A 24,540-nucleotide genomic window follows, 5' to 3' on the forward strand; every position below is an offset into this window, starting at 1 on the left:
ATGCGCCTGCTGCTGGTAGAAGATGACGTCGCGTTGGGGGAGGGGATTTGTGACGGCATGCGCCGCGAGGGCTATACCCTCGACTGGTTGCAGGATGGCGCCAGTGCCTTGCATGCCCTGTGTCACGAAGAGTTCGACCTGGCCATCCTCGACCTGGGCTTGCCGCGCCTGGATGGCATCGAGTTGCTGCGGCGCCTGCGTGCGGCCGGGAAGAGCCTGCCAGTGCTGGTGCTGACCGCCCGCGACGCCACCGATGACCGCATTGCCGGGCTGGATGCCGGCGCCGACGACTACCTGGTCAAACCCTTCGACCTCAACGAACTCAAGGCCCGCTTGCGGGCCTTGCTGCGGCGCAGTAGTGGCCGCGCCCGCGTGCTGATAGAGCATGCCGGGGTATGCCTGGATCCGGTCAGCCAGCAGGTGCACTACCTGGGCCAGCCGGTGGTACTCACGCCCAAGGAATACCTGCTGCTGCACGAGCTGCTGGCCCAGCCGGGCAAGGTGTTCACCCGCGAACGCTTGACCCAGTTGCTGTATGGCTGGGATGAAGAGCCGGAGAGCAACACCCTGGAAGTGAACATCTACCACCTGCGCAAGAAGCTGTTCAACGGCCTGATCCGCACCGTGCGCGGGATCGGCTACCTGGTGGAACGCAAGTCATGAGCTCGTTGCGCCAACGCACCTTGTGGCGGGTGATGCTGCTGTTGCTGGTCGGCAGCGGGTTGCTGGCGCTGTACAACTATCACGACAGCCGCCACGAAATTAACGAAGTGTACGACGCCCACCTGGCACAGGACGCCCGGCTGCTGCAGGGGATCATGAGCCTGCCGGTGCAAGAGCAGAGCCGTGACGAGTTGTACCGCGCATTCGACGAGGCCTTGAGCAAGGCCGGGCACCACAAGGTGGGGCACCGCTACGAGAGCAAGCTGGCCTTCCAGGTATGGGCCGACGACGGCGGGCTGCTGGTACACACGCCCAGCGCCCCGCAGCTGGGGCAGGCGCCGCGGGTGCCGGGTTTCGCCGACGTGGTGGTGGATGGGCGGCGTTGGCGCAGCTTTGTCTTGCCGGTGCCGGAAAAACACTGGGTGATCTGGGTGGGCGAGCGCAACGACGTGCGTGACGACCTGATCGAACGCATCGTGCAGCACACGCTGTTGCCATTCCTGTTCGGCAGCCTGGCCCTGGCCTTGCTGGTGTGGGCGGCCATAGGCTGGGGGCTGCGGCCGCTGCAGAACATGGCCAGGGTGATCCGCGCCCGACACGCCGAGTCGCTCGAGCCGTTGCAGCTGGTGCCGTTGCCTAAGGAGCTGGAGCCGATGCAGGCGGCGATCAACCGCCTGCTCGGGCAGATCGACGACCTGCTGCGCCGCGAACACCGTTTCATCGCCGATGCTGCCCACGAGATGCGCACGCCCTTGGCCATCCTGCGCCTGCACGCGCAGAACGCCCTGAATGCAGACAGCGCTGCCGAGCGGGACAAGGCCCTGCAGTTTCTGATGGGCGGTGTCGACCGCCTTGCCCGGGTGGTCAACCAGCTGTTGACCCTGGCCCGCCTGGAGCCGCGACCAGGCCGGCGTGACTGGCCGCGGGTGGACCTGGAGGGCGTAGTGGCCGAGACCCTGGCAGAGCTTACCCCCTGGATACTGGAGCGCGGGCTGGAGCCTTCGCTGGACATCGCGGCCGGCGACTACCACTTGCACACCGACGCTGGCGCGTTGGGTATTGCGCTGCAGAACCTGGTGGCCAATGCCGTGGACCATTCGCCGGCAGGCGGTCGGGTCACCGTGACACTGCAGTGCGAAGGGCAGGCCTTGCTGGTCAGTGTCGACGACGAAGGGCCGGGCATCGCCGAAGTCGACCAGCAGCGGGTATTCGAGCGCTTCTACAGCAAGGGCTCGACCAATGGCGCCGGGCTGGGGTTGTCGATCGTCAGCACCATCATGACCCGCCTGGGTGGCAGCGTGCAGTTGCGCAACCAGACGCCACACGGACTGCGCGCGACCTTGCGCCTGCCCGTGGAGCCCTGAACGCTTGCTAGTGTTTCTGGGCGATCTGGATCAGGTTGCCGCAAGTGTCATCGAACACCGCTACGGTGACCGGCCCCATGGCAGTAGGCGGTTGGGTGAACTGCACGCCCGCTGCGCGAAGCCGGGTATATTCGGCCTGGATGTCCCGCACGCCGAACGAGGTGGCGGGGATGCCGTCCTGCTTGAGCGCGGCCTTGTAGACCTTGGCGGCCGGGTGCGCGTCGGGCTCGAGCAGCAGCTCGACGCCGTTGGGGTCGTTGGGGGAGGTGAGGGTCAGCCAGCGGTGTCGGCCCATGGGGATGTCGTGCTTGGGCTCGAAACCGAGTACGTAGTGGTAGAAAGCCAGGGCCTTGGCCTGGTCGTCGACGAGGATGCTGGTGACTATGATCTTCATGAACGCACACCGTATGCCTGGAGTCGTTGAGTACCAGTAAAGACAATCAGCGGCATTTGGCCAGGGCACCGGGTTCACTGCTAACCCTGCAGCGCGATCCGACAGCATTTCTCTTCACGGTCAAAGTTCCAGATGGGTTGGTGGCAATGGGGGTTGTAGCGTTGATCGGGCAATACCACCCAAACCAAGGAGTGAACCCCATGCAAGAAGAACCCGTTAACGAGCCAGACGACACGCTTGACCACGAACAGCTGGAAAGTGCAGAGCCGCAGGTAACGTTGTCCCGGCGCAAGCGCGGTATAGGGCCAGTAGTCGGCATGCCCTGCAGGCCAGGGTACAAGCTGATTGGTGATGACTGTGTAATCGCCAATATCGATTTCGAGTGAAGCAAAGGGGGGCGCATCGCGCCCCTCGTAAAAACCTGCTCAAGCCATAGGTAAATCCTTCATCACCCGGCCCCCACCCAGCCGCTGCCGAGGGTAAAGTGACAGGCATGATCCCAGCGCGCCCAGACCGGCGTCAGAGAGGTGCCCGTGGCGGCCTACACATTGCGACAACTCAAGTACTTCGTTACCACTGTCGAGGCCGGCAGCGTGGCCGAAGCTTCACGCCAGCTGTACATTGCCCAGCCGTCCATCTCCACGGCCATCAAGAGCCTGGAAGAAAGCTTCGGCGTGCAGCTGTTCATCCGCCACCACGCCCAGGGTGTGTCTCTGACGCCCAGCGGCAAGCGCTTCTATGCCAAGACCAAGTCGCTGCTGCAGATGGCCCACGAATTCGAGCAGAACGCCCTGGCCGACAACGACACCGTGGCCGGGCAAATCGACATCGGCTGCTTCGAAACCGTGGCACCGCTGTACCTGCCGCGCCTGATCGCCGGCTTTCGCCAGCGTTACCCGGGGGTGGATATCCGCCTGCGCGACGGCGAGCAGCAGGACCTGATCCAGGGCCTGACTGCCGGTACCTTCGACCTGGCGTTCCTCTACGACCATGACCTGGACGGCACCATCGAGGCCGAGCCGCTCATGCCGCCGCAGAAGCCCTATGTGCTGCTCCCCGAGAACCACCGCTTCGCCGGGCAGGCCCAGGTGTCGCTGCGCGATCTGTGCCCGGAGCCGATGATCCTGCTGGACGTTGCCCCCAGCCGTACCTACTTCGTCAGCCTGTTCAACGAAATGGGCCTGACGCCCAATATCGTCTTCAGTTCGCCGTCGATCGAGATGGTACGCGGCATGGTCGGGCAGGGCTTTGGCTTTTCGTTGCTGGTGACGCGGCCGCATTCGGAGTACACCTACGACGGGCAACGCCTGGCCATGCTTGATATCGCCGAGCCAGTGGCGCTGTCAGGGCTGGCAGCGGCGTGGTTGAAGCGGGTGCAACTGACCAAGCCGGCGCAGTTGTTCGTCGAGTTTTGCCGGGAAGAACTGGCCAAGTTCTGAAACGGGCACGCCATGCAGGAGCATGGCGTGCCCGTTGGTCAGGGGTTGACCTGATAGCCGCGCCCTTGCAGGCAGCCGGCATAGGCACTGGCATGAGCCTGGGCTTTCGCTTCGTCCTGGCCGCGCCGGTCCTGACGGCGGTCCTGACGCTGGCGCATGCCACCGACCGCAGCACCGGCGGCGGCCACTTCGCCGGCGCGGTTCTGTCGGTATTGCTCCTTGGCATCGTCACCGACCCGGTCATACAGCTCGTCGTGCTGGTTGCCGCGCACCTGCGCGCCTGCCGCACCGGCAACCGCGCCGGCGGCGGCACCGCGTACCCGGCCACCGACATGGGGGTCGCTGGAGGTCGCGGCACTGTTCGCGGCATTGGTCGCGACAGTATTGCAATCATTGATATCCAGTTGCATCTGCTGGCTGCTCTGGCCCTTGAGCGGCACCACCGACTGCGCCTGGGCTGCCGATGCCGCGCACAGCAGCACCAGCAGGCAACTCCACGTGAACGTACGCATGGCAAACCTCCAGCGGGTGGGGATCCCGTTTCACAGGATAGTTCTCTTTGCTGCCGATGATGGCAGTTTTGCCGGGATGGTCTAAACCGGATAACAAACGTGGTTCGCCTGCGTATCACGGCGTGAATCCGGGCTACCTGTGGAAACCCCATGAGCCAGAGCCAGCAACTGATCATCTGTGAGTACTGTGACACGGTTTACAACCGTGCGCCGCTGCTCAAGCACCAGCGCGCCGTTTGCCAGCGCTGTGGCGGCGTACTGTACCGGCATACCTCGCTGACGGTGCAGCAACGCCTGGCCCTGAGTGTGACGGGTGGCATCCTGCTGGTGTTCGCCAACGCCTACCCGGTGATGACCATCGGCATGCAAGGGCTCACCCATTCCGCGACATTATGGGACTCGGTACAGATCCTCAGCCACGGCAGCATCACCTTCATCGCCCTGGTCATGGCCCTGTCGATCATCTTTGCGCCGGTGCTGCAGATTACCCTCTTGTGCTGGGTGTTGGGTTTCGCCCTGGCCGGCCAGCGCGCACCCGGTTTTGCCCTGTGCATGCGCAGCCTGGAGGGCCTGCGGCCTTGGAGCATGCTGGAGGTGTGCCTGCTGGGGGCGATGGTGGCGGTGATCAAGCTGGCGGGGTTTCTCGACGTGATACCTGGCATCGGCCTGCTGGCGCTGGCAGCGCTGAGCATGCTGATCATCCATATCGCCGGCAAGGACATCCGCGGCCTTTGGGAGCAGGTATGAATACCCCGGCCAACGCCGACGACCTGGGCCTGTGCCTGTGCCATGGCTGCGGTCAGGCCTGCGAACTGGGCAGCGACAAGCACACCTGCGACCGCTGTGGTGCCGCCATCCACCGGCGCAAGGCCAATGCAATCAGCCGTGGCTGGGCGTTTCTGCTGGCGGCGCTGGTTTTCTACATTCCCGCCAACCTGCTGCCGGTGATGCACACCGAAATGCTCGGCAGTGGCAGCGAAAGCACCATCGGTGGCGGCGTGCTGGAGTTCTGGGAGGCAGGGGCCTGGGACATCGCGCTGATCATCTTCATTGCCAGCGTGGGTGTGCCGGCCATCAAGTTCTTCTCGCTCGGCCTGTTGCTGCTCACCGCCCAGCGCGGTTCTACCTGGGCCTGCCGGCAGCGCTCGCAGCTGTACCGTTTCGTCGAGCTTATCGGCTACTGGTCGATGCTCGATGTGATGGTGGTGGCGCTGGTGGCGGCGCTGGTGCAACTGCGCGGGCTGGGCACCATCGAGCCGCGGGTAGGCATCCTGTTTTTCGGCATGGTGGTGGTACTGACCATGTTTTCTGCGATGAGCTTCGATCCACGCCTGATCTGGGATAGCCGTACCAACGAGGGAGGCCGCATTGATGGTGCAACAGACTGACAAGCGCGAGGGCGCGGGGCAGGTTGAAGTGCGCACCCGGCGCTGGAGCGTGTCGCTGGTATGGATCGTGCCGATACTGGCGATCCTGATCGGCGCTTCGCTGGTGGTGCGCAACTGGATGCAGCAGGGCCCGGTCATCGCCATTTCCTTCCACACCGGGGAGGGGCTGGTGGCGCACAAGACCCAGGTCAAGTACCGCAGCGTGGTGATCGGCGAAGTCACCACGGTGGACCTGGCCGACGACAAGAAGAGCGTGGTCGCCAAGGTCCAGCTGTCCAACGACGCCCGTGCGTTCGCCACCCAGGGGGCGCGCTTCTGGGTGGTACGGCCACGCATTGGCGTGGGCGGCGTGTCCGGCGTGGACACGCTGCTGTCGGGCAGTTTCATCGGGGCGGATTCCGGCGAATCGAAAGTGCCGGAAAAGTCCTTTGTCGGCCTGGAGCTGCCACCGCCGATCACCTACGACGAGAAGGGCAAGCGCTTTGTCCTGACCGCAAGTGACCTGGGCTCGCTGGATATTGGCTCGTCGATCTACTACCGCAAGATCCCGGTGGGCGAAGTGGTGTCCTTTGCCCTGCAGGGCGATGGCAAGGGCGTGGAGATCGGCGTGTTCGTGCAGGCCCCTTACGACAGCTTCGTCACCGCCGATACCCGCTTCTGGAACGCCAGTGGCGTCGACATGCAGATCGGTGCCAACGGCCTGAAGATCGATACCGAATCACTGTCATCGATCCTGGTGGGCGGGTTGGCCTTTGGCTCGCCCGACTTCGCCCCGCAAGCCGAGGCTGCTGCCGACCAGGCGCACTTCCAGCTGTTTGCCGACCGCGATACCGCCCTGGCACCGCCCAGTGGCCAGGCCCAGTACCTGCAGTTGCGCTTCGACCAGGCCATGCGCGGCTTGTCGGTAGGCGCCCCAGTGGAGTTCAAGGGGGTCGAGTTTGGCCGAGTCACATCGGTGCAGCTCGACTATGATGCCACCCGCCAGACCTTCCCGGTGGTGGTCAAAGCGGTGATCTACCCGCAGCGGCTGGGGCCGGTACACCGCAAGATGCTGTCTGTGTTCAAGCATTCCGAAGGTGACATGGACGGTGCGCGGCGGCTGATCGGCACCTTCGTCGAGCACGGCCTGCGGGCCCAGGCGCGCAGCGGCAACCTGATCACCGGGCAGATGTTCATCTCCCTGGACTTCTACCCGGATGCCCCCAAGGTGGCCTTCGACAAGACCGCAGACCCTATCACCATCCCCACATTGCCCGGCAGCCTGGAGCAGCTCCAGGAACAGCTGCAGCGGGTAGTGGAGCGCATCAGCAAACTGCCACTGGAGAGCATCGCCAGCAACCTGGACGGCAGCCTGCGAGAGCTGCGTGCCAGCCTCAAGCAGTTCAATGGCCAGACGCTGCCGGAGGTGAAAGTGGCACTGGACGAAGTGCACAAGACCCTGCGCACGGCCAATTCGGCCATTTCCGAGGACTCGCCGCAGCGCGAGCGGATGGGGGAAACCCTGGACGAACTGGAGCGCATGTCGCGTTCGCTGCGTGACCTTGCCGATTACCTGGGGCGGCACCCCGAATCACTGATACGCGGCCGGCCGAAAGCGGCCACTGCCGCCGAGCTGGAACCCTGAGGAGACAGCCGATGCTTCGACTGCGCAATGTATGTGGCGCCGGCCTGCTGGCAGTGCTGTTGGGCTGCAGCAGTACCCCGAACAACTATCACACGCTGGTACCGAGCGAGCCTGTACGCGACGGTGGCCAGCGCATCCAGGTGGCGAGGGTGGTCGTGCCGCCGCAGGTGGACCGCCCGCAGTTGGTGGTGCGACAAGGGCAGAGCGGCCTGGCCATCCTCGAGACGGAGTGGTGGGGTGCCAACCTGGTGGATGAGTTTCGCAGCGCCTTGCAGGACCAGTTGGGCGGGCCGGTGGGTGGCGGCAAGGTGTTGTTGCGCGTGGACGTACAGCGCTTCGATACCGTGCCGGGGCGCTACGCCTCGCTGGAGGCGGTATGGCGCCTGACGCGCTCGGGGGAGGCCGAACTGACCTGCCGTACCTCGCTACAGACGCCCGCAGACAGCAGCATCGCCAGCCTGGTCAATGCCCACCAGGCCAACCTGCGCAAACTGGCCGAGGCGGTGCGGGTGAGTGCCCGTCAGGGCAGCTGTTCTGTATCCTGAGCGTCTCGCGGACCGTTGTAGGAGCGGCCTTGTGTCGCGATAGGGCCGCATGGCAGCCCCAGCAATCGTTGTTGTAACGCTGAAAGCCGGGGGCCGCTTCGCGGCCCTATCGCGACACAAGGCCGCTCCTGCAAGCAATCAGTTCAGGCGTCCAGCATTCTGTTTCTTGCCACTGCTGACCATTTCTTGTCCCCGCTCGGTTTTGTCCATTGGCAACTGGTCGAAGTCGCGCAGGCCATCCTTGCGGTACGGGTCGCCGATCCAGCGCGGCGCCACCACAAACTGCGGGCTCACCAGGCTCTTGGCCGGCTCGTAACGGTCATAGCTCAGCCCGGCCAGGTCGGACAGGGTATGGATCAGGTGCGAGCTGCTGTAGGGGCGATCGGCCATCGCCTGCAAGTCGCGCGGGTGCTCGGCCTGCCAGCTTGGCGAAGTCCACAGCAAGAACGGGATGGTGTACATCGGCCGGGTCGGCGCGCCTTCGTTGCGCCCCAGGCGGTCGTGGTTGCCAGAGCTGTACACATCTTCGCCATGGTCGGACAGGTACAGCAGGAAACCATTGGGGGAACTGGCCGAGTAACGCTTGATCAGGCTAGACACCACGTAGTCGTTGTAGCGCACCGCGTTGTCGTAGAAGTTGTAGGTTTGCACCTGGTCGTCCGTCAGCTTGCCGGGCACCCCCTGACGGTCGTTGAAGTGCGCGTAATCGTCCGGGTAGCGGTAGCGATAGTCCATGTGCGTACCCAGCAGGTGCACAATGATGAATTTGTTTGGCGCCGGGTCCTGCAGGGCCTTCTCGAACGGCGACAGCACCACGTCGTCGTATTGGCTGGCATTCTGGTTGCGCTGGTTGTTCAGGTAGACCGGCGCGTCCGTCTGCTGCGAGAAGGTAGTCAGCATGGTGTTGCGCTTGGTCATGGTCTGCTGGTTGGTGATCCAGAAGGTCTTGTAGCCGGCCTGTTTCATCAGGTTGATCAGCGACGGGTCGGTGAGGAAACGGTCCGGGTTCTGCTCGTCGCCGAAGGTGAGGATCTGCTGCATTACTTCGATGGTATACGGGCGTGGCGACACCACGTTGCGGAACACCGTCAGGCCCTTGTCGCTGGCGGCCAGCGCATCGAGGTTGGGCGTGGTGTCGCGGTTGTAGCCGTACAGGTGCATGTGTTCGCGAGTGGTGGATTCGCCCAGCACCAGCACCAGCGTGCGCGGCGCTGCACCGCTGCTGTCACGCAGGTTCTGCAGGGGCGGCAGCGCGGCGTTCTGGGCCAGCAGCTGCTGCATGTTGTCCAGTTGCTGGCGGTACTGGCGGTAGCCGACCAGCAGTTGCCAGGGCACGGCGGGCTCCATGCGTTGCTGCACTTTCTCCGCCGCGTCGGCGAAGCTGCGCTCCTGGGTGACCATCTGCTTGTAGAACGGGTACACCAGGTTGGCCAACAGCAACAGGGCGACCACCGGCAGGCGGCTGCGCAGTGGCAGGCTGACCGGGCGTATGCGCTTCCACAGCAGCACCGCCCCCAGCGTGTAAAACAGCAATGCCAGGCCCAGCCAGGCGCTGAAGTACTGGCTGAAGTACTCACCGGCCTCGGCAGTGTTGGACTCGAACATCACGAAAATGACGCTTTGCGAGAACTCCTGGCGATAGATGCCGAAGTAGCTCAGACCCACCAGTGAAGCGGCCCACAGCACCAGGCCTATACCTGCGGCCGTGGCGCGGGTGAAGCGCGGCAGCAGCAGTACCGGTGCCAGCCACAGACTGCTGAGGAAGAATGCATCGCGAAAGCCGGCGAACCCGGTGGTACCGCTGAACAGCAGCAACGCCTGGGTCACCCCCGAGAAGTACCAGAAGAACAGCAAAAGCCAGCCCAGGCCGGCCCAATCCACGCGCTTGGGCGAGGAGGGGGATGGAGTGTGTGACACGTATGCCTCGTCGTACTTGGCGGCCAGCGGATGTGCTCGTGGCCGGAAAGGGCGTGACGCTAATCTGCCGAGCGTGAAAATAACGTCAACGAGACGCTGGCCCAGGCAAGGTATGATGTATTCAGCCAAACCGGACTGACAGGTCGAGTGAGAATGAACCGTCGCAAGAAGATCAAGCAGCTACTGCAGGCGCACGCCAAGAAGGCCAGTGCCAAGCTGGCGCCGCGCAAGCCCAAGTACATTTGCAAGGCCGACCGTTTGAAGATGGAGGCCGAGGCGGCAGCGGATACCCCCACCTGACTGACTGGCGCGGACCTTGTAGGAGCGGCCTTGTGTTGCGATCGGGCCGCAGAGCGGCCCCACGATATCAGCATTGAAGCAGATATCGCCGGGGCCGCTTTGCGGCCCGATCGCGACACAAGGCCGCTCCTACAGGGAGCGCGTTGGCGGCTTGCGGTCAGCGGCGATAGTAGCGGTGGTCATCATTGTAGCGGTGGTGCATGGCCCGCTCATGGCGGTGCTCCCAGTCGCGGCGCCGTTCCCAGTCGCGTCGGCGTTCCCAGTCTCGCCGGCGCTCCCAATCACGGCGGGCCTGCTCGCGGCGCCACTGCTCGCGGCGCCAGTCGCTGCGGTGGTCATGCCAGCGGTCGTCATCGTGGGCCAGCAACGTGGCTGGCTGTTCATCGGCCACACTGGCCACCCTGGACCAGGGGTTGCCGGCAGGCTGCAACGGTGATTGAACCGCCGGGGCAGCCACTGCGGGCGCCTTCATCTGTGTTGCCGATGCCGTGCCCATCGCCGCGAACGAGAACAGGCCGAGCAGCATCAACCTTGCGACATGTATTTTCATGAGCGAAGCCAACCTCTGATAACAATTGAGCCATCAGGCCAGCAGGTGTCGGGCGAACCTAGTCTCGCGTTCCGTTTCCTTTCTGTGCCTCCCACATAGACCGGTAAACGGGAAAAAGTTCGCAGCGGCAACAACTTGTAGAACTTCAGCGCTTCAAAAAAGGGCACCTTGCGCCTATGGCGACACAAAACAAGCTGTACCTGTGGCAGCGGAGCTCATTTACCATGGCGGCCGTTTTTGACCATTACCAAGGAAACCCGCCATGAGCGCCCCCCAGTTTCGCACCCCCACAGTCGCCGATGCCGAACGCTGCTATGCCATCGAAATCGGTGCCTACGAAGGCGACGAGGCGGCCACGCTGGAGAAGATCCGCACCCGCATCGCGCAGTATCCGCAGGGCTTCCTGGTGCTGGAAAACGCGGGCGAGATCGTCGGTTTCATCAATAGCGGCTGTGCCCACGAAGTGGTGATGTCCGATGAGGCATTCAAGGAGTTGGTCGGGCACGACCCGGCGGCGCCAAACGTGGTGATCATGTCGGTGGTGGTTGACCCGGCGTACCAGGGCAAAGGCTACGCCAAGCAGTTGATGGATGAATTCATCGCACGCATGAAGGCGGCGGGCAAGCTGACCATTCACCTGATGTGCAAGGAACAGCATGTGGCGTTGTACCGGAAGCTGGGCTATCAGTACGTGAAACCGTCGCCGTCGGACCACGGCGGCATGGCCTGGCATGAGATGCTCATGGTCCTCTGATTTCGCAAGACACGGCAGCGTTGCCGGCGATGGGCCGCCAAGGCGGCCCCGAATGGTTGCTTATTCGCCGCTGACCAACTGGCGTGCCAACTGGTTGTGGCGCTCCAGCACCCGTGGCAGGTCGACCGTGGCCAGCTGGCCGTCCTTCACCACCACACGGCCATTGATGACACTGGTGTGCACCTGGGTCGGGGTGCAGAACACCAGCGCCGCCAACGGGTCGTGGTGGCCACCGGCATAGGCCACGTGGCCAAGGTCGAAGGCGACGAAATCGGCCACCATGCCTGGCGCCAGTGCGCCGATGTCATTGCGGTTGAGCACCTTGGCGCCGCCGAGCGTTGCAATTTCCAGCGCCTCGCGCGCAGTCATCGCGTCGGGGCCGAAGCCCACCCGTTGCAGCAGCAAGGCCTGGCGCACTTCACCGATCATGCTGGCGCCGTCGTTGGATGCCGAACCGTCGACCCCAAGGCCCACCGGCACCCCGTGGTCGCGCATCTTGCGCACCGGCGCGATGCCCGAGGCCAGGCGCATGTTCGAGCATGGGCAGTGGGCGACACCCGTGCCGGTGCGGGCGAACAGCTCGATGCCATGCTGGTCGAGTTGCACGCAGTGGGCGTGCCAAACGTCGTGGCCGACCCAGCCGAGGTCTTCGGCATATTCGGCGGGGGTCATGCCGAACTTCTCGCGGCTGTAGGCGATGTCGTTGACGTTCTCGGCCAGGTGGGTGTGCAACGACACCCCGTACTGGCGCGCCAGCACGGCTGCTTCGCGCATCAGGTCGCGGCTGACCGAGAACGGCGAGCAGGGCGCCACCACGATGCGGCGCATCGAGCCGTGGCTGGCGTCGTGATAGTCCTCGATCAGGCGCTGGGATTCCTTGAGGATGTCGGCTTCCTTTTCCACCACCGAATCAGGCGGCAGTCCGCCCTGGCTGCGGCCCACGCTCATGCTGCCGCGCGCGGCGTGAAAGCGCATGCCGATTTCCTCGGCGGCATGGATGCTGTCGTCGAGCTTGCAGCCATTGGGGTAGATGTACAGGTGGTCGCTGGAGGTGGTGCAGCCGGACAGGATCAGTTCGGCCATGGCGGTCTGGGTCGACACCGCGATCATCTCGGGTGTCAGGCGTGCCCAGATCGGGTAGAGGTTGGTCAACCAGTTGAACAGCTCGCCGTCCTGGGCCGCCGGCACCACGCGGGTGAGGCTCTGGTACATGTGGTGGTGGGTGTTTACCAGGCCCGGGATGACCACCTTGCCGCCCATGTCCAGCACCACGTCGGCATGCTGTGGCAGGGTATCGCTGGGGCCGACCTGGCGGATCAGGTTGCCTTCGATGAACATTCCGCCGTTCTTGATCTCGCGGCGTTCGCCGTCCATGGTGACCAGAAGTTCGGCGTTTTTGACCAGTAGCGTTGTTGGAGCATTTGTAGATGACATGGCTTGAGTCTGTCGCAATACGCATCGGCGATTACCGATGTCATAGGCGCAGGGCATTGTAAGCAAGGTTTTTGCGGATTGTATACAGGGCTGATGGTCCTGTGCTGGCCTTTGTATGCGCGGCCCCCTGTGGGACCGCGCAAATGCTCGACAGCGGGGTCACTCGGCCATCTGCAACTCAGGCAGCTTCACCCGAAACGCGCGGGTCAGCCCCAGCAGCACCACAAGGCCCATGCCCATCCAGCACAAACCGATGGTGAACGACAGGCTGGTAAGGCTGCTCCACAGCCACAACGTGCTGAGGAAGCCCAGGCCGGGAATGGCGCCATACAGCAAGTAGTTGCGACCACCACGCAGCTTCTGGTCGATGAGGTAGTGCTTGACCACGGCCAGGTTCACCGCCGAAAAGGCGAACAGCGCGCCAAAGCTGATCATGTTTGCCACCGTGTCGAGGGTGATCACCAAGGCAATCAGCGACAGCAGGCTGACCAGCAGGATGGCCGTGGCCGGTACGCGCTTTTTCGTCACCAACTGGCCGAACGTGCGGGGCAACGCACCGTCGCGGCCCATGGCGAACAGCACCCGCGACACGCTGGCCTGGGACACCATGGCCGAGGCGAAGCAGCCGGCCACGTAGGTGGCGGTGAAGGCGGTCACCAGCAGCTCGCCGCCAACCCGGCGCATCACGTCCACCGACGCCGAGTCCGGGTCGGCGAAGCTGCCCCAGTCAGGGAACACCATCTGTGCGCAGTACGACACCACCAGGAACAACATGCCGCCGATCAGCGACACGGCGAGGATCGCCACGGGGATGCGGTAGGTGGGGTTGCTGGTTTCCTCGGCCATGGTCGAGACCGCGTCGAAGCCCAGGAACGACAGGCACAGCACGGCGGCGCCGGTCATGATCAACGGCACGCTGAAGCCTTCGTGGTGGAACGGCGCCAGCAGCGACACCGGCTGCGCCTGCCCGCTGAGGTTGTGGATGGACAGGGCGACGAACACGATGATGAACACCAGTTGCACCACCACCAGGATCCAGTTCACCCGGGTGATCGACTCGATGCCGATCAGGTTGAGGAAGGTGACCAGGGCAATGGAGCCCGCCACCCACACCCAGGCGTGGATGGCCGGGAAGTACTCCGACATGTAGATGCCGATCAGCAGGTAGCTGAGCAGCGGCAGGAAGATGTAGTCGAGCAGCAGGGTCCAGCCGGTGATGAAACCGATGTGGCTGCCGAAGGCCTTGCGGGTATAGGTGTAGACCGAGCCGGAGTAGGGGTGGGCCTGGACCATGCGGCCATAGCTGTAGGCGGTCAGCAGCATGGCGGCGAGGGTCAGCAGGTAGGCGATGGGCAGGTGCCCCTTGGTCATCTGGGTGACCAGCCCGTAGGTGGTGAATACTGCAAGGGGGACCATGTAGGCCAGGCCGAACAGCACCAGGGCGGGCAGCCCCATGGACTTGCGGAAACGGCCGTTGCTGGCGGTGGGTTGCGACGGGCTATGTGCAGGGCTATGGGCTGTACTTGTTGTTGTATGCATTGCTAACTCCTGGAAAGGGATGCAGGACGCCGCGGTATGCGAGCGGGCTCGATACCGGAGGGTGTTGTGCAAGGAGGTCGAGCGGGTGGCTCGCAGCGCTGGGGCGGGTTGATGCTCCCACACCCCGCCGGTACCCGGAATCACCCTTTGGGGTGAGCCGGGAGGGGGCTTTGCCGGCTCACCCCAAAGGGTGATTTCGGTGTTTGCAGTGTCATGGGAGTATCTGGCCAACGACGCACCGCACTGGCGGCGGTGCCTTTACTTGAGACGGCAGGCCCACAGTGACTGATCAATTGCTTTCGCAACAGTGGTTCGAGCACCAGGCCAAGGTCACCGAGGCGATCGGCCGACCGGGCTTTGCCGCCACCTTGTTTGCTGCACTTGGCGTGATCCGGCCGATCCAGGCGACCACGGTGTACCTGTACCCGCACGACGGCATGCCCTGCGCGCTGTTCGAGCAGGACGACAAGGCGCCCTGGCAGCCCGAGGGCAATGTCAGCCGCTACCTGTCCGGCTTCTATCTGCTCGACCCGTTCTACGGCGCCTGTGTGGAGCAGGTCGAGTCCGGCTGCTACGGCCTGTTCGAAGTGGCGCCCGACCATTTCGAGGTCAGCGAGTACTACCAGTCGTTCTACCGGCACTCGCACCTGGAGGATGAGCTCAACTACATCCTGCAGGTCGCGCCCGGGCAGAGCCTGGCAGTATCGCTGGCGTTCACCGACAAGCTCGATGGGCAAACCCGTGCGTTGTTCGCGCGTATCACGCCCTGGGTGCTGGCGGTGCTCAGCAAGCATTTCGCCGGGCTGGACAGCCGCGCCGGGCGCTTCGAGAACATCCTCGAGCAGCGCATCCACGCGGCGCTGAACAACTTCGGCAGCTCGCTGCTGACCGAGCGTGAATGCCGTATCGCCCAGCTGATCCTGCGGGGCCACTCGACCAAGTCGCTGGCCGAGCGCCTGGGGGTGTCGGAGGACACCATCAAGTCACACCGCAAGAACGTCTACGCCAAGCTCGACATCGGCACCCAGTCCGAGCTGTTCTCCCTGTTCATCGACGCGCTGGCCAATGCCCAGGGCGTGCTGGGCAAGGACCCGCTGGAAAGCTACATGGGCAAGCTGCGCTGAGCGCAAGCCACCCTGCAACCCCACCGCAAAGGAAAACCAACAATGAATGCGCCTTTCGCCCCGCAACGCCAGACCCGCGACTACCAGGCAGCCGATGCCGCGCACCACATCCATGCCTTCCTCGACCAGAAGGCGCTGAACGCCGAAGGGCCGCGGGTGATCGTCGGTGGCGAACGCCTGCACCTGTGGGACAGCGAGGGCAAGCGCTACCTGGACGGCATGTCCGGCCTGTGGTGCACCCAGCTCGGCTACGGCCGCCGCGACCTGACAGCCGCCGCGGCCACGCAGATGGACCAGTTGGCTTACTACAACATGTTCTTCCACACCACTCACCCGGCGGTGATCGAACTGTCCGAGCTGCTGTTCAGCCTGTTGCCTGGGCACTACAGCCACGCGATCTACACCAACTCCGGCTCCGAGGCCAACGAGGTGCTGATCCGTACCGTGCGCCGCTACTGGCAGGTGGTCGGCCAGCCGGACAAGAAGATCATGATCGGCCGCTGGAACGGTTACCACGGCTCGACCCTGGCGGCCACGGCGCTGGGTGGCATGAAGTTCATGCACGAAATGGGCGGGTTGATCCCGGATGTGGCGCACATCGATGAACCGTACTGGTACGCCGAGGGCGGCGAGCTGACCCCGGCCGAGTTCGGCCGCCGCTGCGCCCTGCAGCTGGAGGAGAAGATCCTCGAACTGGGGGCCGAGAACGTCGCCGGCTTTATCGCCGAGCCGTTCCAGGGCGCGGGCGGCATGATCTTCCCGCCGGAAAGCTACTGGCCCGAGATCCAGCGCATCTGCCGCCAGTACGACGTGCTGCTGTGCGCCGATGAAGTGATCGGCGGCTTTGGCCGCACTGGTGAATGGTTTGCCCACGAGTACTTCGGCTTCGAGCCCGACACCCTGTCCATCGCCAAGGGCCTGACCAGCGGCTACGTGCCCATGGGTGGCCTGGTGCTGAGCAAGCGCATTGCCGAGGCGCTGGTGGAGCGGGGCGGGGTGTTCGCCCACGGCCTGACCTATTCCGGCCACCCGGTGGCGGCGGCGGTGGCCATCGCCAACCTGAAGGCGCTGCGTGACGAAGGCATCGTGCGCCAGGTGAAGGACGACACCGGGCCGTACCTGCAACGCATCCTGCGCGAGGTGTTCGCCGACCACCCGTTGATCGGCCAGGTTCAGGGTGCCGGGTTGGTGGCGGCGCTGCAGTTCGCCGAGCACAAGCCGACGCGCAAGCGCTTTGCCAACGAGAACGACCTGGCCTGGCAGTGCCGTACCTTCGGTTTCGAGGAAGGGGTGATCATTCGCTCGACCCTGGGCCGGATGATCATGGCGCCGGCACTGATCGCCAACCACAGCGAGCTGGATGAGCTGGTAGAGAAGACCCGCATTGCCGTGGACCGCACGGCGCGCCTGGTCGGCAAGCTCTAGACCGCTGATCCCTGTGGGAGCGGGCAAGCCCGCGAACACCGGCGAAGCCGGTGCCATCCACCGTGTCGCCTGGTTCGCGGGCATGCCCGCTCCCACAGAGGGAGTGCGGCGTGCTTGCGGACTGTGTGGTACCTGTTACTTGCGCAAGACGACCGCATGACGGTCGCCTGGAGTACAAATGTACACTCTCGGATTCTGGCAACAACGTGCCTCGGACCTCTACCTCCCGGCCAATGCACTGATCGACGGCAAGCCCGTCAACGCACAGGACGGCGCTACCTTCGCCGCCATCAACCCCGCCACCAACAAGGTATTGGCCCAGGTCACCGCCTGCGGTCAGGCCGAGGTCGACCTGGCCGTCGCCAGCGCCCGCAGGGCTTTCGAACAAGGCCCATGGCCGCGCATGGCCCCGGGTGAGCGCAAGAAAGTGCTGCAGCGCCTGGCCGAGCTGATCCTGGCCCATCGCGAAGAACTGGCGTTGCTGGACTCGCTGAACATGGGCAAGCCGGTCATGGACGCCTACAACATCGACGTGCCGGGCTCGGCGCAGGTGTTCGCCTGGTATGGCGAGGCGCTGGACAAGCTGTACGACCAGGTGGCACCCACCGCGCCCAACGCGTTGGCCACCATCACCCGCGAAGCCCTCGGCGTGGTCGCCGCCGTGGTGCCGTGGAACTTCCCGCTCGACATGGCCGCCTGGAAGCTCGCCCCGGCGCTGGCTGCCGGCAACAGCGTGGTGCTCAAGCCCGCCGAGCAATCACCGTTCTCGGCCCTGCGCCTGGCCCAGCTGGCGCTGCAGGCCGGTGTGCCGGAAGGCGTGCTGAACGTGGTGCCGGGCCTGGGCGAGCAGGCCGGGCAGGCACTGGGCCTGCACCCGGACGTGGACTGCCTGGTGTTCACCGGCTCCACCCAGGTGGGCAAGTACTTCATGCAGTATTCGGCCCAGTCCAACCTCAAGCAGGTATGGCTGGAGTGCGGCGGCAAGAGCCCCAACCTGGTATTCGAAAACTGCCAGGACCTGGACCTGGCTGCGGAAAAGGCGGCATTTGGCATCTTCTTCAACCAGGGCGAAGTGTGCTCGGCCAATTCGCGGCTGTACGTGCAGCGCTCCATCCATGACGAGTTCATCGAGCGCTTGCAGGCCAAGGCCCGCCAGTGGCTGCCAGGCAACCCGCTGGACCCGGCGAGCCGTGCCGGTGCAATTGTCGACGCCGGTCAGGCTGGCCGGATCGAAGCCGCCATCGCCCGCGCCGGGCAGGATGGCGCGCGGTTGGTGTGTGGTGGTCGGCGCCTGACCATCGACGGCTCGGACAATTACATCGAGCCGACCATTTTTGCCGGTGTCGATGGCCGTATGAGCCTGGCGCGGGAAGAGGTATTCGGGCCGGTGCTGGCGGTCAGTGCCTTCGACAGTGAAGAGCAGGCCGTGCGCCTGGCCAACGACAGCATCTATGGGCTGGCGGCGTCGGTGTGGAGCGATGACTTCAACCAGGTGCACCGCGTGGCACGGGCGTTGAAGGCCGGCACCGTATCGGTGAACACGGTCGATGCGCTGGATGTGACGGTGCCGTTCGGCGGCGGCAGGCAGTCCGGGTTTGGCCGCGACCTGTCGCTGCACTCGTTCGACAAGTATTCGCAGCTCAAGACCACCTGGTACCAGTTGCGCGCCTGATACCCTGAAGGCATACCCAGGACCTGTAGGAGCGGCCTTGTGTCGCGATAGGGCTGCAAAGCAGCCCCAGGGTTTCAGCACAGATGCACAAATTGCCGGGGCTGCTTTGCAGCCCTATCGCGACACAAGGCCGCTCCTACAAGGGCCGGTACTGGCTAGAAGAGCCATGCAAGACTAAATTTCTTCTCTAGCCCGGCAAAAAGCCCGTCCGCCCTCTACACTGCTGCGGGTATCAGCCAAGGCAATGTGCCATACATGGAGTACCTGGGATGGGCTGCGTGTCGAATGGTCGTGCTGCTGGCAACGCCGGACGTAGCATTTCACTGCAGTGGCTGGTGGCACTCGCCATCGTGCTGGGCATGTTGCTGCTCGGCGCCGCCCTGGCCTGGCAGGGCTATCACGGCATTCGTCAGACCTTGGTTGCCGCAGCGGGTGATTCTGCCCAGCAAATAGGCAAGACCATCGACGAGCGCGCCCGGCGCCTGATCGACCCCGTGCACAGCAGTATCCGCCTGCTGGCCCACAACCCGGCCGCGCAAACCCCGGCTCAGCGCCTGGAACGCTTGCCGCAACTGGTCGAGACGCTGGACGCCAACCGCATGCTAAGTGCTGCCTACATGGGTTACCCCAGTGGTGAGTTCCTGCTGGTGCGCCGCTTGCGTGACCCGCAGTTGCTGCAGCGTTTCGCTGCGCCGCCGGGCACGGTATTTCTGGTGCAGAGCGTCAGCCGTGAGGGCGGGGAGGTGCAGGGTGAATGGCGCTTCTACGACCGCTCGCTGAACCTGCTGCAGGCCCAGGCCAAGCCTGAATACCGCTACGATCCTCGCACGCGCCCATCGTTTGTCGAAGCCAGTGCCCAGCCCACCACCGTGCTGACCCACCCCTATGTGTTCTTCACCACCCGCGAGATCGGCCTGACCATGGCCCAGCGCAGCCTCGACGGCGGGGCGGTGATCGGCATGGACGTTTCGGTCGACGACCTGGCCAGTGAGACTCAGGGCCTGCGCATGACCCCCGGCACCGAGATCGTCGTGATCGACGACCAGGGCAGCGTGGTGGCCTACCCGGACCTGCAGCGGGTAATCGTGCACGAAGGGCAGGCCGTGCGCTTGTCGCGCATCGCCGAACTGGGCATCCCCAGCCTGGAGCACCTTTACGCCGACCTGCCGCAAGGCCCCCGGCCGCAGCCTTATCAGGTGGACGGGCAGACCTGGTATGGCATGCGTGTGCAACTGACCAACCTGGCCGGGCAGGACCTGCAGGTGCTGATTGCCGTGCCAGGCCATGAGTTGCTGGCCGGTGCACGCAAGGTACTGCTCGAACAGTTGCTCTGGACCGCTGCCCTGATAAGCGTGCTGCTGGTGCTCGGTGGTGTGCTTGGCCGGCGTATCGGCCGCCCGTTGCGGTTGCTGGCTGAACAGGTACAAGGCCTGGCTGGCTTTGATTTCAGCCGCGAAGTCGGGGTGCGCTCGCGGGTATCCGAAGTGCGCGAGCTGAGCCGCGTGCTTAGCCGCATGTCCGGTACCATCCGCAGCTTTCAGGCGATTACCCTCACACTCAGCAGCGAGCGCGACCTGGAACGCATGCTCGACGGTGTGTTGACCCATCTGGTGGAAGCCGCCGGGGGCAGTGCCGGCGTGGTTTACCTGTTCGATGCCGAACACGCCTTGCTGCGCCTGGCCGCTGCCTGCCATGGCGAGCAGTACCCTGGCGAGCTGGCCGTGGACGAGACTGCCCAGCAGCACCTGGCCACGGCAGTGAGCCAGGCCCTCGGCCTGCATGAGGGCACCCTGGCCTTGGTGCTGAATGACCGCAGCCAGGCGCTGCTGGGCATATTGATCCTGCAACTGGGCGATGGACATGTACACGAGCAGGCAGGCCAGCCGTTGCGCAGCTTTGTCGCGGAACTGTCCGGGGTGGCGGCGGTGGCCATCGAGACGCGCCAGCTGGCCGAAGCCCAGCAACGCCTGCTGGATGCCATGATCAAGTTGCTGGCCGATGCCATCGATGCCAAGAGCCCCTATACCGGTGGCCATTGCGAGCGGGTGCCACAACTGGCGCAGATGCTGCTGGACCAGGCGGTGGCGGCCGAAACCGGCCCGTACGCCAGTTTCAGCATGACCGCGGCTGAACGCTACGAATTCCACGTCGCGGCCTGGCTGCACGACTGTGGCAAGGTCACCAGCCCCGAGTATGTAGTGGACAAGGCGACCAAGCTGGAAACCTTGTACAACCGTATCCACGAGGTGCGCATGCGTTTCGAGGTGCTCTGGCGGGATGCCGAGCTGGCTTATTGGCAAGGCCTGGCCAGCGGTGGCGACCAGCAGGCGCTGCAAGCCACCCTGGTGCGCAGCCAGGCGCAGTTGCAGGACGACTTCGCCTTCGTCGCCCAGGCCAACATCGGCGGCGAGTTCATGCAGGACGCCGACATCGAGCGCCTGCAGCAGATTGGCCAGCGCCTTTGGCAGCGCCATTTCGACAACCGCCTGGGCATCTCCCGTGATGAGCTGGAGCGCTTTGCTGACGTGCCTCCACCTGCGCTACCGGTTGACGAGCCACTGCTGGCCGACCGCCCCGAGCATTGCGTGCCCTGGGGCCCCCGCAAGCCGCCGGTGGCCAAGGACGACCCGCGCAACCGCTGGGGCTTCGACATGCGCCTGCCGGCCTGTGCCAGCAATTACGGCGAGCTGTACAACCTGGCGATCCGCCGCGGCACGCTGAATGACGAGGAACGCTTCAAGATCAACGAACACATCGTGCAGACCATCATCATGCTCAGTTCCTTGCCGTTCCCCCGCCAGCTCAAGCGGGTTCCGGACATCGCTGGCAACCACCACGAGAAAATGGACGGCAGCGGCTACCCGCGCAGGCTGGGCGAGCAGGACCTGGGCATTGCCGAGCGGGTGATGGCGATTGCCGACATCTTCGAGGCGCTGACCGCGGCCGACCGGCCCTACAAGGCGCCGAAGACCTTGTCCGAGTCGGTGAAGATCCTGGTGGGCATGGCCCGCGGCGGGCACATCGACGGCCAGTTGCTGGAGCTGTTCCTCAGCAGCGGGGTGTACCGCCAGTATGCCGAGCGATTCCTGCGTGCCGAGCAGATCGACGAGGTGGACGTGGCGTACTGGCTGGGGCAGATGCGTTGCCCGGCTTGAGCGAAAAATCAGATTTAGCCCCTTCCTTGTAGGCCATTTCCCAAAGATACTCACGCCGCCTGTTTCCCGTTGCGGCCGCTTTGGCAGCGCTCTAGTCTCGGCGGGTCGCTGCACATCAGCGATCGGCTTTGACAGGCCGCGACGAGATACTTCGCATGGCTTTGCGCTTCATGGTGGCTGTGCATGGGGCACGTTCGCGTGCGCCGGTTCTGGTATCCGCCGGTCTGTCAACCTATGTACAGCTGCCACCTACTTGTTTGACAGCAGGCCGGTAGTGGCCCAACAAATGCATACCAAAGCATGCTGAAAGTTGTCCCCGATCCACCCCACATCCCCCGATTCCTTCGAAGACACTTTGCACCAGGGCATAAGTAATGTGTTGCCTGTTCTGGCCTCTTCGCGGGCACGCCCGCTCCCACAGGATCTTCACCGTACTCAAGAGTTGCACAGTACCTGTGGGAGCGGGCGTGCCCGCGAAAGGGCCAGTGCAAGCAGTCGAGAAATTTCAGGGGATTCACCAATGACCACAGAAGAGACCCAATTTACCGTCGGCAACACCACCTTCTACCAAGGCGAAAACGGCACCCATCCACTGTTCCGCATCGAGCCCGGCATCCCCTGCCGCGATGCCCGCGAGCAGTCCTCGGAATTGATGGGCTATGTCCGCGAACTGACCATTACCGGCCTGATGGATGAGAAACCGATGATGATCTGGGCCGCCCATTACCTGAGCGCGATGGCCAAGGCGCTGATGGATGATGCCGAACTGGGCATGAAGCACTGAGGTATCGCAGGCAGGCGCGGTTTCCTGTAGGAGCGGCCTTGTGTCGCGAAAGGGGTGCGAAGCGCCCCCAACGATCTGTGCATCACCGCAAAAACGCCGGGGCCGCTTTGCGGCCCTTTCGCGACACAAGGCCGCTCCTACAGGAATCGCGCCGTCCATGAGGTACAGGGCATGGCCATCAGTGATCGCTCACCTCATTCATACTCCCGCACCCCAGCAATATGCCGCCCGGCCACATAGCCAAAGGTCAGCGCCGGGCCCAGGTTGATACCACCCGACGGATACCAGCCGCCAAACACGCTGGCCATGTCGGTACCCGCCGCATACAGGCCAGCAATCGGCTGCCCAGCTTCATCCAGCACTCGGGCATTCCCGTCGGTGCGCAGCCCGGCAAAGGTGCCAAAGCAGCCGGGCTGCACCTTCACCGCATAGAACGGCCCATGTTCGATAGGCGCCACGCAAGGGTTTGGCCCCTTGTGCTGCGGGTCACCCTGCTTGCGGTTGAACGGTGTGGAACCTCGGCCGAACGCCGGGTCCTGGCCGTTGCGGGCATGGTTGTTGAAGTCGCTGACCGTGGCGCGCAACCCTACCGGGTCGATGCCGCAGGCCTGGGCCAACTGCTCGAGGGTGGCAGCCCGCTTGAGATAGCCGCTACGCACGTGCGGCCACACCGGCAGTGGCGCCGGGCGGGCGTGGCCCAGGCCATAGCGGCGCAGGAAACGGTGGTCGCAGACCAGCCACGAACACACCTCTTCGCCCTGTGGCACCGCCGCGACCATCGCTGACACGTAGTCGTAGTAGCCATGCGCTTCGTTGACGAAACGCTTGCCGTTGGCCAGCACGCCGATGATGCCCGGTTTGCCGCGTTCGATGATGTGCGGGAAATGGCCGACGCTGCCGTCGCGGTGCGGCACGCGCGAAACCGGCGCCCAGGCCACCGGCGACTTCAGGTCGGTAGCGACCACACCGCCGGCCGACTCGCCCAGGCGCAGGCCGTCACCCGAACAACCATTGGGGGGCAGGGCCAGGTTGTCATGGCCACTGGCATCGCGCGGGAACAGTTGCTGACGGCGGGCGTTGTCGTTGGGGAAGCCACCCGCCGCAAGCACCACGGCCTTGGCACGGATCAGTTGCTCGCCCTGCGGTGTAGCCACCAGCGCGCCCCGCACCTGGCCATCCTCGACCAGCAGGCGTTTGGCCGGCGCCGATTCCTGCAGGCGCACGCCCAGGTCTTGTGCCGACCTGGCCAGGCGGGCCACCAGCGCCACGCCGTTGACCAGGTGCATCGCCCGGCCGTACCGGGCCAGGTGATACAGGTGGCGGCCAAAGCGTTTGCACACGTGCAGCAAGGCCTTGGGCGAGCGGGTCATGTTGAGGAACGCGGCAAGGTCGGCACCCGCCATGATCGGCATGCCCATGAACGAGGTTTCGCGCATGGTCTTGCGCAGGCGTGGCAGCAGCGCACCCACCTCGCGGGCATCATAGGGCGCGGCAATCACCTGGTGCCCGCCCTGGGCCGCGCCCGGTGTGTCGCCATGCATGTCGGGGATGCCGTTGCCGTCGGCAAACTGCAGTGCCGTGTGCTTTTCGAAAAACGTCACCATGTGCGGGCAGGCTTCGAGGAAGGCGTCGACGCGTTCGGCGTTGTAATACGCCCCCAGTTCATTGCGCAGGTAGGTACGCGGCTGCTCGATGTCCTCCTCGATGCCAGCCCGGCGTGCCAGCGGGTTGCGCGGCACCCAGGCCCAACCACCGGACCAGGCGGTGGCGCCGCCGAACACTGGCTCCTTCTCCACCACGATCACCTTCTGCCCATGCCAGGCCGCCGTCACGGCCGCAGCCAGCCCGGCGGCACCAGAACCTATGACCAGCACATCGCATTCGGTTTCGTAGGGAGCGGAAGGCATTGCGGGATTCCTGTATTGTTATTGGAACAAGGTTCCACATTCTTATTGGC

Annotated in this window: 22 protein-coding genes; 15 read left to right on the forward strand and 7 right to left on the reverse strand. The window is 64.4% G+C overall.

The features are described from left to right. Complete coding sequence (locus ACK56M_RS11395; RefSeq protein WP_015269969.1) at positions 1-663, forward strand: response regulator; 663 nt, start codon at positions 1-3, stop codon at positions 661-663. Further along, positions 660-2,027 (forward strand): sensor histidine kinase, encoded by a 1,368-nt coding sequence (locus tag ACK56M_RS11400; RefSeq protein WP_015269970.1) that lies wholly within the window; start codon positions 660-662, stop codon positions 2,025-2,027. The genes ACK56M_RS11395 and ACK56M_RS11400 overlap by 4 nt, the downstream gene beginning before the upstream one ends. A 7-nt stretch (positions 2,028-2,034) precedes the next feature. Here the strand turns inward: ACK56M_RS11400 and ACK56M_RS11405 are convergent, their stop codons facing one another. Continuing rightward, positions 2,035-2,421, reverse strand: coding sequence for a VOC family protein (locus tag ACK56M_RS11405; protein WP_061302467.1), 387 nt, complete (start codon positions 2,419-2,421; stop codon positions 2,035-2,037). A 200-nt stretch (positions 2,422-2,621) separates the two neighbouring features. On the opposite strand from ACK56M_RS11405, the gene ACK56M_RS11410 reads away from it, so the two are divergent. After that, complete coding sequence (locus ACK56M_RS11410; protein ID WP_061302466.1) at positions 2,622-2,807, forward strand: hypothetical protein; 186 nt, start codon at positions 2,622-2,624, stop codon at positions 2,805-2,807. Positions 2,808-2,954: 147 nt separating this feature from the next. Continuing rightward, positions 2,955-3,860: a LysR family transcriptional regulator gene (locus ACK56M_RS11415; protein ID WP_013972086.1), complete on the forward strand. Its 906-nt coding sequence runs from the start codon at positions 2,955-2,957 to the stop codon at positions 3,858-3,860. Between the two features lie 38 nt (positions 3,861-3,898). On the opposite strand, the gene ACK56M_RS11420 is transcribed toward ACK56M_RS11415, so the two are convergent. Continuing rightward, positions 3,899-4,372, reverse strand: a complete 474-nt coding sequence (locus ACK56M_RS11420) for a YMGG-like glycine zipper-containing protein (protein ID WP_003259312.1) — start codon at positions 4,370-4,372, stop codon at positions 3,899-3,901. A gap of 150 nt (positions 4,373-4,522) precedes the next feature. Here ACK56M_RS11420 and ACK56M_RS11425 point away from each other — a divergent pair, with 150 nt between their 5' ends. The 4 genes from ACK56M_RS11425 to ACK56M_RS11440 are packed head-to-tail and all read left to right on the forward strand — an operon-like array spanning position 4,523 to position 7,929. Further along, complete coding sequence (locus ACK56M_RS11425) at positions 4,523-5,119, forward strand: paraquat-inducible protein A (protein WP_015269972.1); 597 nt, start codon at positions 4,523-4,525, stop codon at positions 5,117-5,119. After that, positions 5,116-5,760, forward strand: coding sequence for a paraquat-inducible protein A (locus ACK56M_RS11430; RefSeq protein ID WP_100413700.1), 645 nt, complete (start codon positions 5,116-5,118; stop codon positions 5,758-5,760). Before ACK56M_RS11425 ends, ACK56M_RS11430 begins: the two co-directional genes overlap by 4 nt. Continuing rightward, positions 5,744-7,384, forward strand: coding sequence for an intermembrane transport protein PqiB (locus ACK56M_RS11435; protein WP_015269974.1), 1,641 nt, complete (start codon positions 5,744-5,746; stop codon positions 7,382-7,384). Before ACK56M_RS11430 ends, ACK56M_RS11435 begins: the two co-directional genes overlap by 17 nt. A gap of 11 nt (positions 7,385-7,395) precedes the next feature. Beyond that, complete coding sequence (locus ACK56M_RS11440) at positions 7,396-7,929, forward strand: membrane integrity-associated transporter subunit PqiC (RefSeq protein WP_100413699.1); 534 nt, start codon at positions 7,396-7,398, stop codon at positions 7,927-7,929. Positions 7,930-8,067: 138 nt separating this feature from the next. Here ACK56M_RS11440 and ACK56M_RS11445 read toward each other — a convergent pair whose 3' ends face one another. After that, positions 8,068-9,846, reverse strand: coding sequence for a phosphoethanolamine transferase CptA (locus ACK56M_RS11445; RefSeq protein ID WP_080604859.1), 1,779 nt, complete (start codon positions 9,844-9,846; stop codon positions 8,068-8,070). Between the two features lie 153 nt (positions 9,847-9,999). Here ACK56M_RS11445 and ACK56M_RS11450 point away from each other — a divergent pair, with 153 nt between their 5' ends. Further along, complete coding sequence (locus tag ACK56M_RS11450; RefSeq protein WP_015269977.1) at positions 10,000-10,146, forward strand: DUF2986 domain-containing protein; 147 nt, start codon at positions 10,000-10,002, stop codon at positions 10,144-10,146. A 157-nt stretch (positions 10,147-10,303) separates the two neighbouring features. On the opposite strand, the gene ACK56M_RS11455 is transcribed toward ACK56M_RS11450, so the two are convergent. Further along, on the reverse strand, positions 10,304-10,672 hold the full coding sequence (locus ACK56M_RS11455) for a hypothetical protein (RefSeq protein ID WP_015269978.1): 369 nt from the start codon (positions 10,670-10,672) through the stop codon (positions 10,304-10,306). 286 nt (positions 10,673-10,958) lie between these two features. Here ACK56M_RS11455 and ACK56M_RS11460 point away from each other — a divergent pair, with 286 nt between their 5' ends. After that, positions 10,959-11,450, forward strand: a complete 492-nt coding sequence (locus ACK56M_RS11460) for a GNAT family N-acetyltransferase (protein WP_015269979.1) — start codon at positions 10,959-10,961, stop codon at positions 11,448-11,450. 60 nt (positions 11,451-11,510) lie between these two features. On the opposite strand, the gene ACK56M_RS11465 is transcribed toward ACK56M_RS11460, so the two are convergent. Next, positions 11,511-12,884: an 8-oxoguanine deaminase gene (locus tag ACK56M_RS11465; RefSeq protein ID WP_100413698.1), complete on the reverse strand. Its 1,374-nt coding sequence runs from the start codon at positions 12,882-12,884 to the stop codon at positions 11,511-11,513. A 159-nt stretch (positions 12,885-13,043) separates the two neighbouring features. Further along, the gene (locus tag ACK56M_RS11470) at positions 13,044-14,423 is read right to left on the reverse strand and encodes an APC family permease (RefSeq protein ID WP_411959475.1); all 1,380 of its coding nucleotides are present in this window, start codon (positions 14,421-14,423) and stop codon (positions 13,044-13,046) included. 281 nt (positions 14,424-14,704) lie between these two features. On the opposite strand from ACK56M_RS11470, the gene ACK56M_RS11475 reads away from it, so the two are divergent. The 5 genes from ACK56M_RS11475 to ACK56M_RS11495 all read left to right on the forward strand — a co-directional run bounded on the left by ACK56M_RS11475 (position 14,705) and on the right by ACK56M_RS11495 (position 22,583). Then, positions 14,705-15,547, forward strand: coding sequence for a helix-turn-helix domain-containing protein (locus ACK56M_RS11475; protein ID WP_013972098.1), 843 nt, complete (start codon positions 14,705-14,707; stop codon positions 15,545-15,547). Positions 15,548-15,589: 42 nt separating this feature from the next. Beyond that, positions 15,590-16,972, forward strand: coding sequence for an aspartate aminotransferase family protein (locus ACK56M_RS11480; protein ID WP_015269983.1), 1,383 nt, complete (start codon positions 15,590-15,592; stop codon positions 16,970-16,972). A 178-nt stretch (positions 16,973-17,150) separates the two neighbouring features. Then, entirely contained in the window at positions 17,151-18,644 is a 1,494-nt protein-coding gene (locus ACK56M_RS11485; RefSeq protein WP_015269984.1) for an aldehyde dehydrogenase, read from the forward strand. A 269-nt stretch (positions 18,645-18,913) separates the two neighbouring features. Continuing rightward, entirely contained in the window at positions 18,914-21,799 is a 2,886-nt protein-coding gene (locus ACK56M_RS11490; protein WP_411959476.1) for an HD domain-containing phosphohydrolase, read from the forward strand. Between the two features lie 520 nt (positions 21,800-22,319). Beyond that, the gene (locus tag ACK56M_RS11495) at positions 22,320-22,583 is read left to right on the forward strand and encodes a DUF3077 domain-containing protein (protein WP_411959477.1); all 264 of its coding nucleotides are present in this window, start codon (positions 22,320-22,322) and stop codon (positions 22,581-22,583) included. Between the two features lie 194 nt (positions 22,584-22,777). On the opposite strand, the gene ACK56M_RS11500 is transcribed toward ACK56M_RS11495, so the two are convergent. Then, positions 22,778-24,490 carry an FAD-dependent oxidoreductase gene (locus tag ACK56M_RS11500; protein WP_100413696.1) on the reverse strand — a complete coding sequence of 571 codons (1,713 nt, stop codon included), beginning with the start codon at positions 24,488-24,490 and terminating at the stop codon, positions 22,778-22,780. Positions 24,491-24,540: the final 50 nt, after the last annotated feature.

It is taken from the genome of Pseudomonas sp. s4 (genome assembly GCF_046764235.1).
GTDB lineage: Bacteria > Pseudomonadota > Gammaproteobacteria > Pseudomonadales > Pseudomonadaceae > Aquipseudomonas > Aquipseudomonas asiatica.

Bases quoted from the DNA above. Each gene is read 5' to 3' on its own strand.
- ACK56M_RS11395 (WP_015269969.1), top strand. From the start codon at position 1: ATGCGCCTGCTGCTGGTAGAAGATGACGTCGCGTTGGGGGAGGGGATT.
- ACK56M_RS11400 (WP_015269970.1), top strand. From the start codon at position 660: ATGAGCTCGTTGCGCCAACGCACCTTGTGGCGGGTGATGCTGCTGTTG.
- ACK56M_RS11405 (WP_061302467.1), bottom strand. From the start codon at position 2,421: ATGAAGATCATAGTCACCAGCATCCTCGTCGACGACCAGGCCAAGGCC.
- ACK56M_RS11410 (WP_061302466.1), top strand. From the start codon at position 2,622: ATGCAAGAAGAACCCGTTAACGAGCCAGACGACACGCTTGACCACGAA.
- ACK56M_RS11420 (WP_003259312.1), bottom strand. From the start codon at position 4,372: ATGCGTACGTTCACGTGGAGTTGCCTGCTGGTGCTGCTGTGCGCGGCA.
- ACK56M_RS11425 (WP_015269972.1), top strand. From the start codon at position 4,523: ATGAGCCAGAGCCAGCAACTGATCATCTGTGAGTACTGTGACACGGTT.
- ACK56M_RS11430 (WP_100413700.1), top strand. From the start codon at position 5,116: ATGAATACCCCGGCCAACGCCGACGACCTGGGCCTGTGCCTGTGCCAT.
- ACK56M_RS11435 (WP_015269974.1), top strand. From the start codon at position 5,744: ATGGTGCAACAGACTGACAAGCGCGAGGGCGCGGGGCAGGTTGAAGTG.
- ACK56M_RS11440 (WP_100413699.1), top strand. From the start codon at position 7,396: ATGCTTCGACTGCGCAATGTATGTGGCGCCGGCCTGCTGGCAGTGCTG.
- ACK56M_RS11450 (WP_015269977.1), top strand. From the start codon at position 10,000: ATGAACCGTCGCAAGAAGATCAAGCAGCTACTGCAGGCGCACGCCAAG.
- ACK56M_RS11455 (WP_015269978.1), bottom strand. From the start codon at position 10,672: ATGCTGCTCGGCCTGTTCTCGTTCGCGGCGATGGGCACGGCATCGGCA.
- ACK56M_RS11460 (WP_015269979.1), top strand. From the start codon at position 10,959: ATGAGCGCCCCCCAGTTTCGCACCCCCACAGTCGCCGATGCCGAACGC.
- ACK56M_RS11465 (WP_100413698.1), bottom strand. From the start codon at position 12,884: ATGTCATCTACAAATGCTCCAACAACGCTACTGGTCAAAAACGCCGAA.
- ACK56M_RS11470 (WP_411959475.1), bottom strand. From the start codon at position 14,423: ATGCATACAACAACAAGTACAGCCCATAGCCCTGCACATAGCCCGTCG.
- ACK56M_RS11480 (WP_015269983.1), top strand. From the start codon at position 15,590: ATGAATGCGCCTTTCGCCCCGCAACGCCAGACCCGCGACTACCAGGCA.
- ACK56M_RS11485 (WP_015269984.1), top strand. From the start codon at position 17,151: ATGTACACTCTCGGATTCTGGCAACAACGTGCCTCGGACCTCTACCTC.
- ACK56M_RS11490 (WP_411959476.1), top strand. From the start codon at position 18,914: ATGGGCTGCGTGTCGAATGGTCGTGCTGCTGGCAACGCCGGACGTAGC.
- ACK56M_RS11495 (WP_411959477.1), top strand. From the start codon at position 22,320: ATGACCACAGAAGAGACCCAATTTACCGTCGGCAACACCACCTTCTAC.
- ACK56M_RS11500 (WP_100413696.1), bottom strand. From the start codon at position 24,490: ATGCCTTCCGCTCCCTACGAAACCGAATGCGATGTGCTGGTCATAGGT.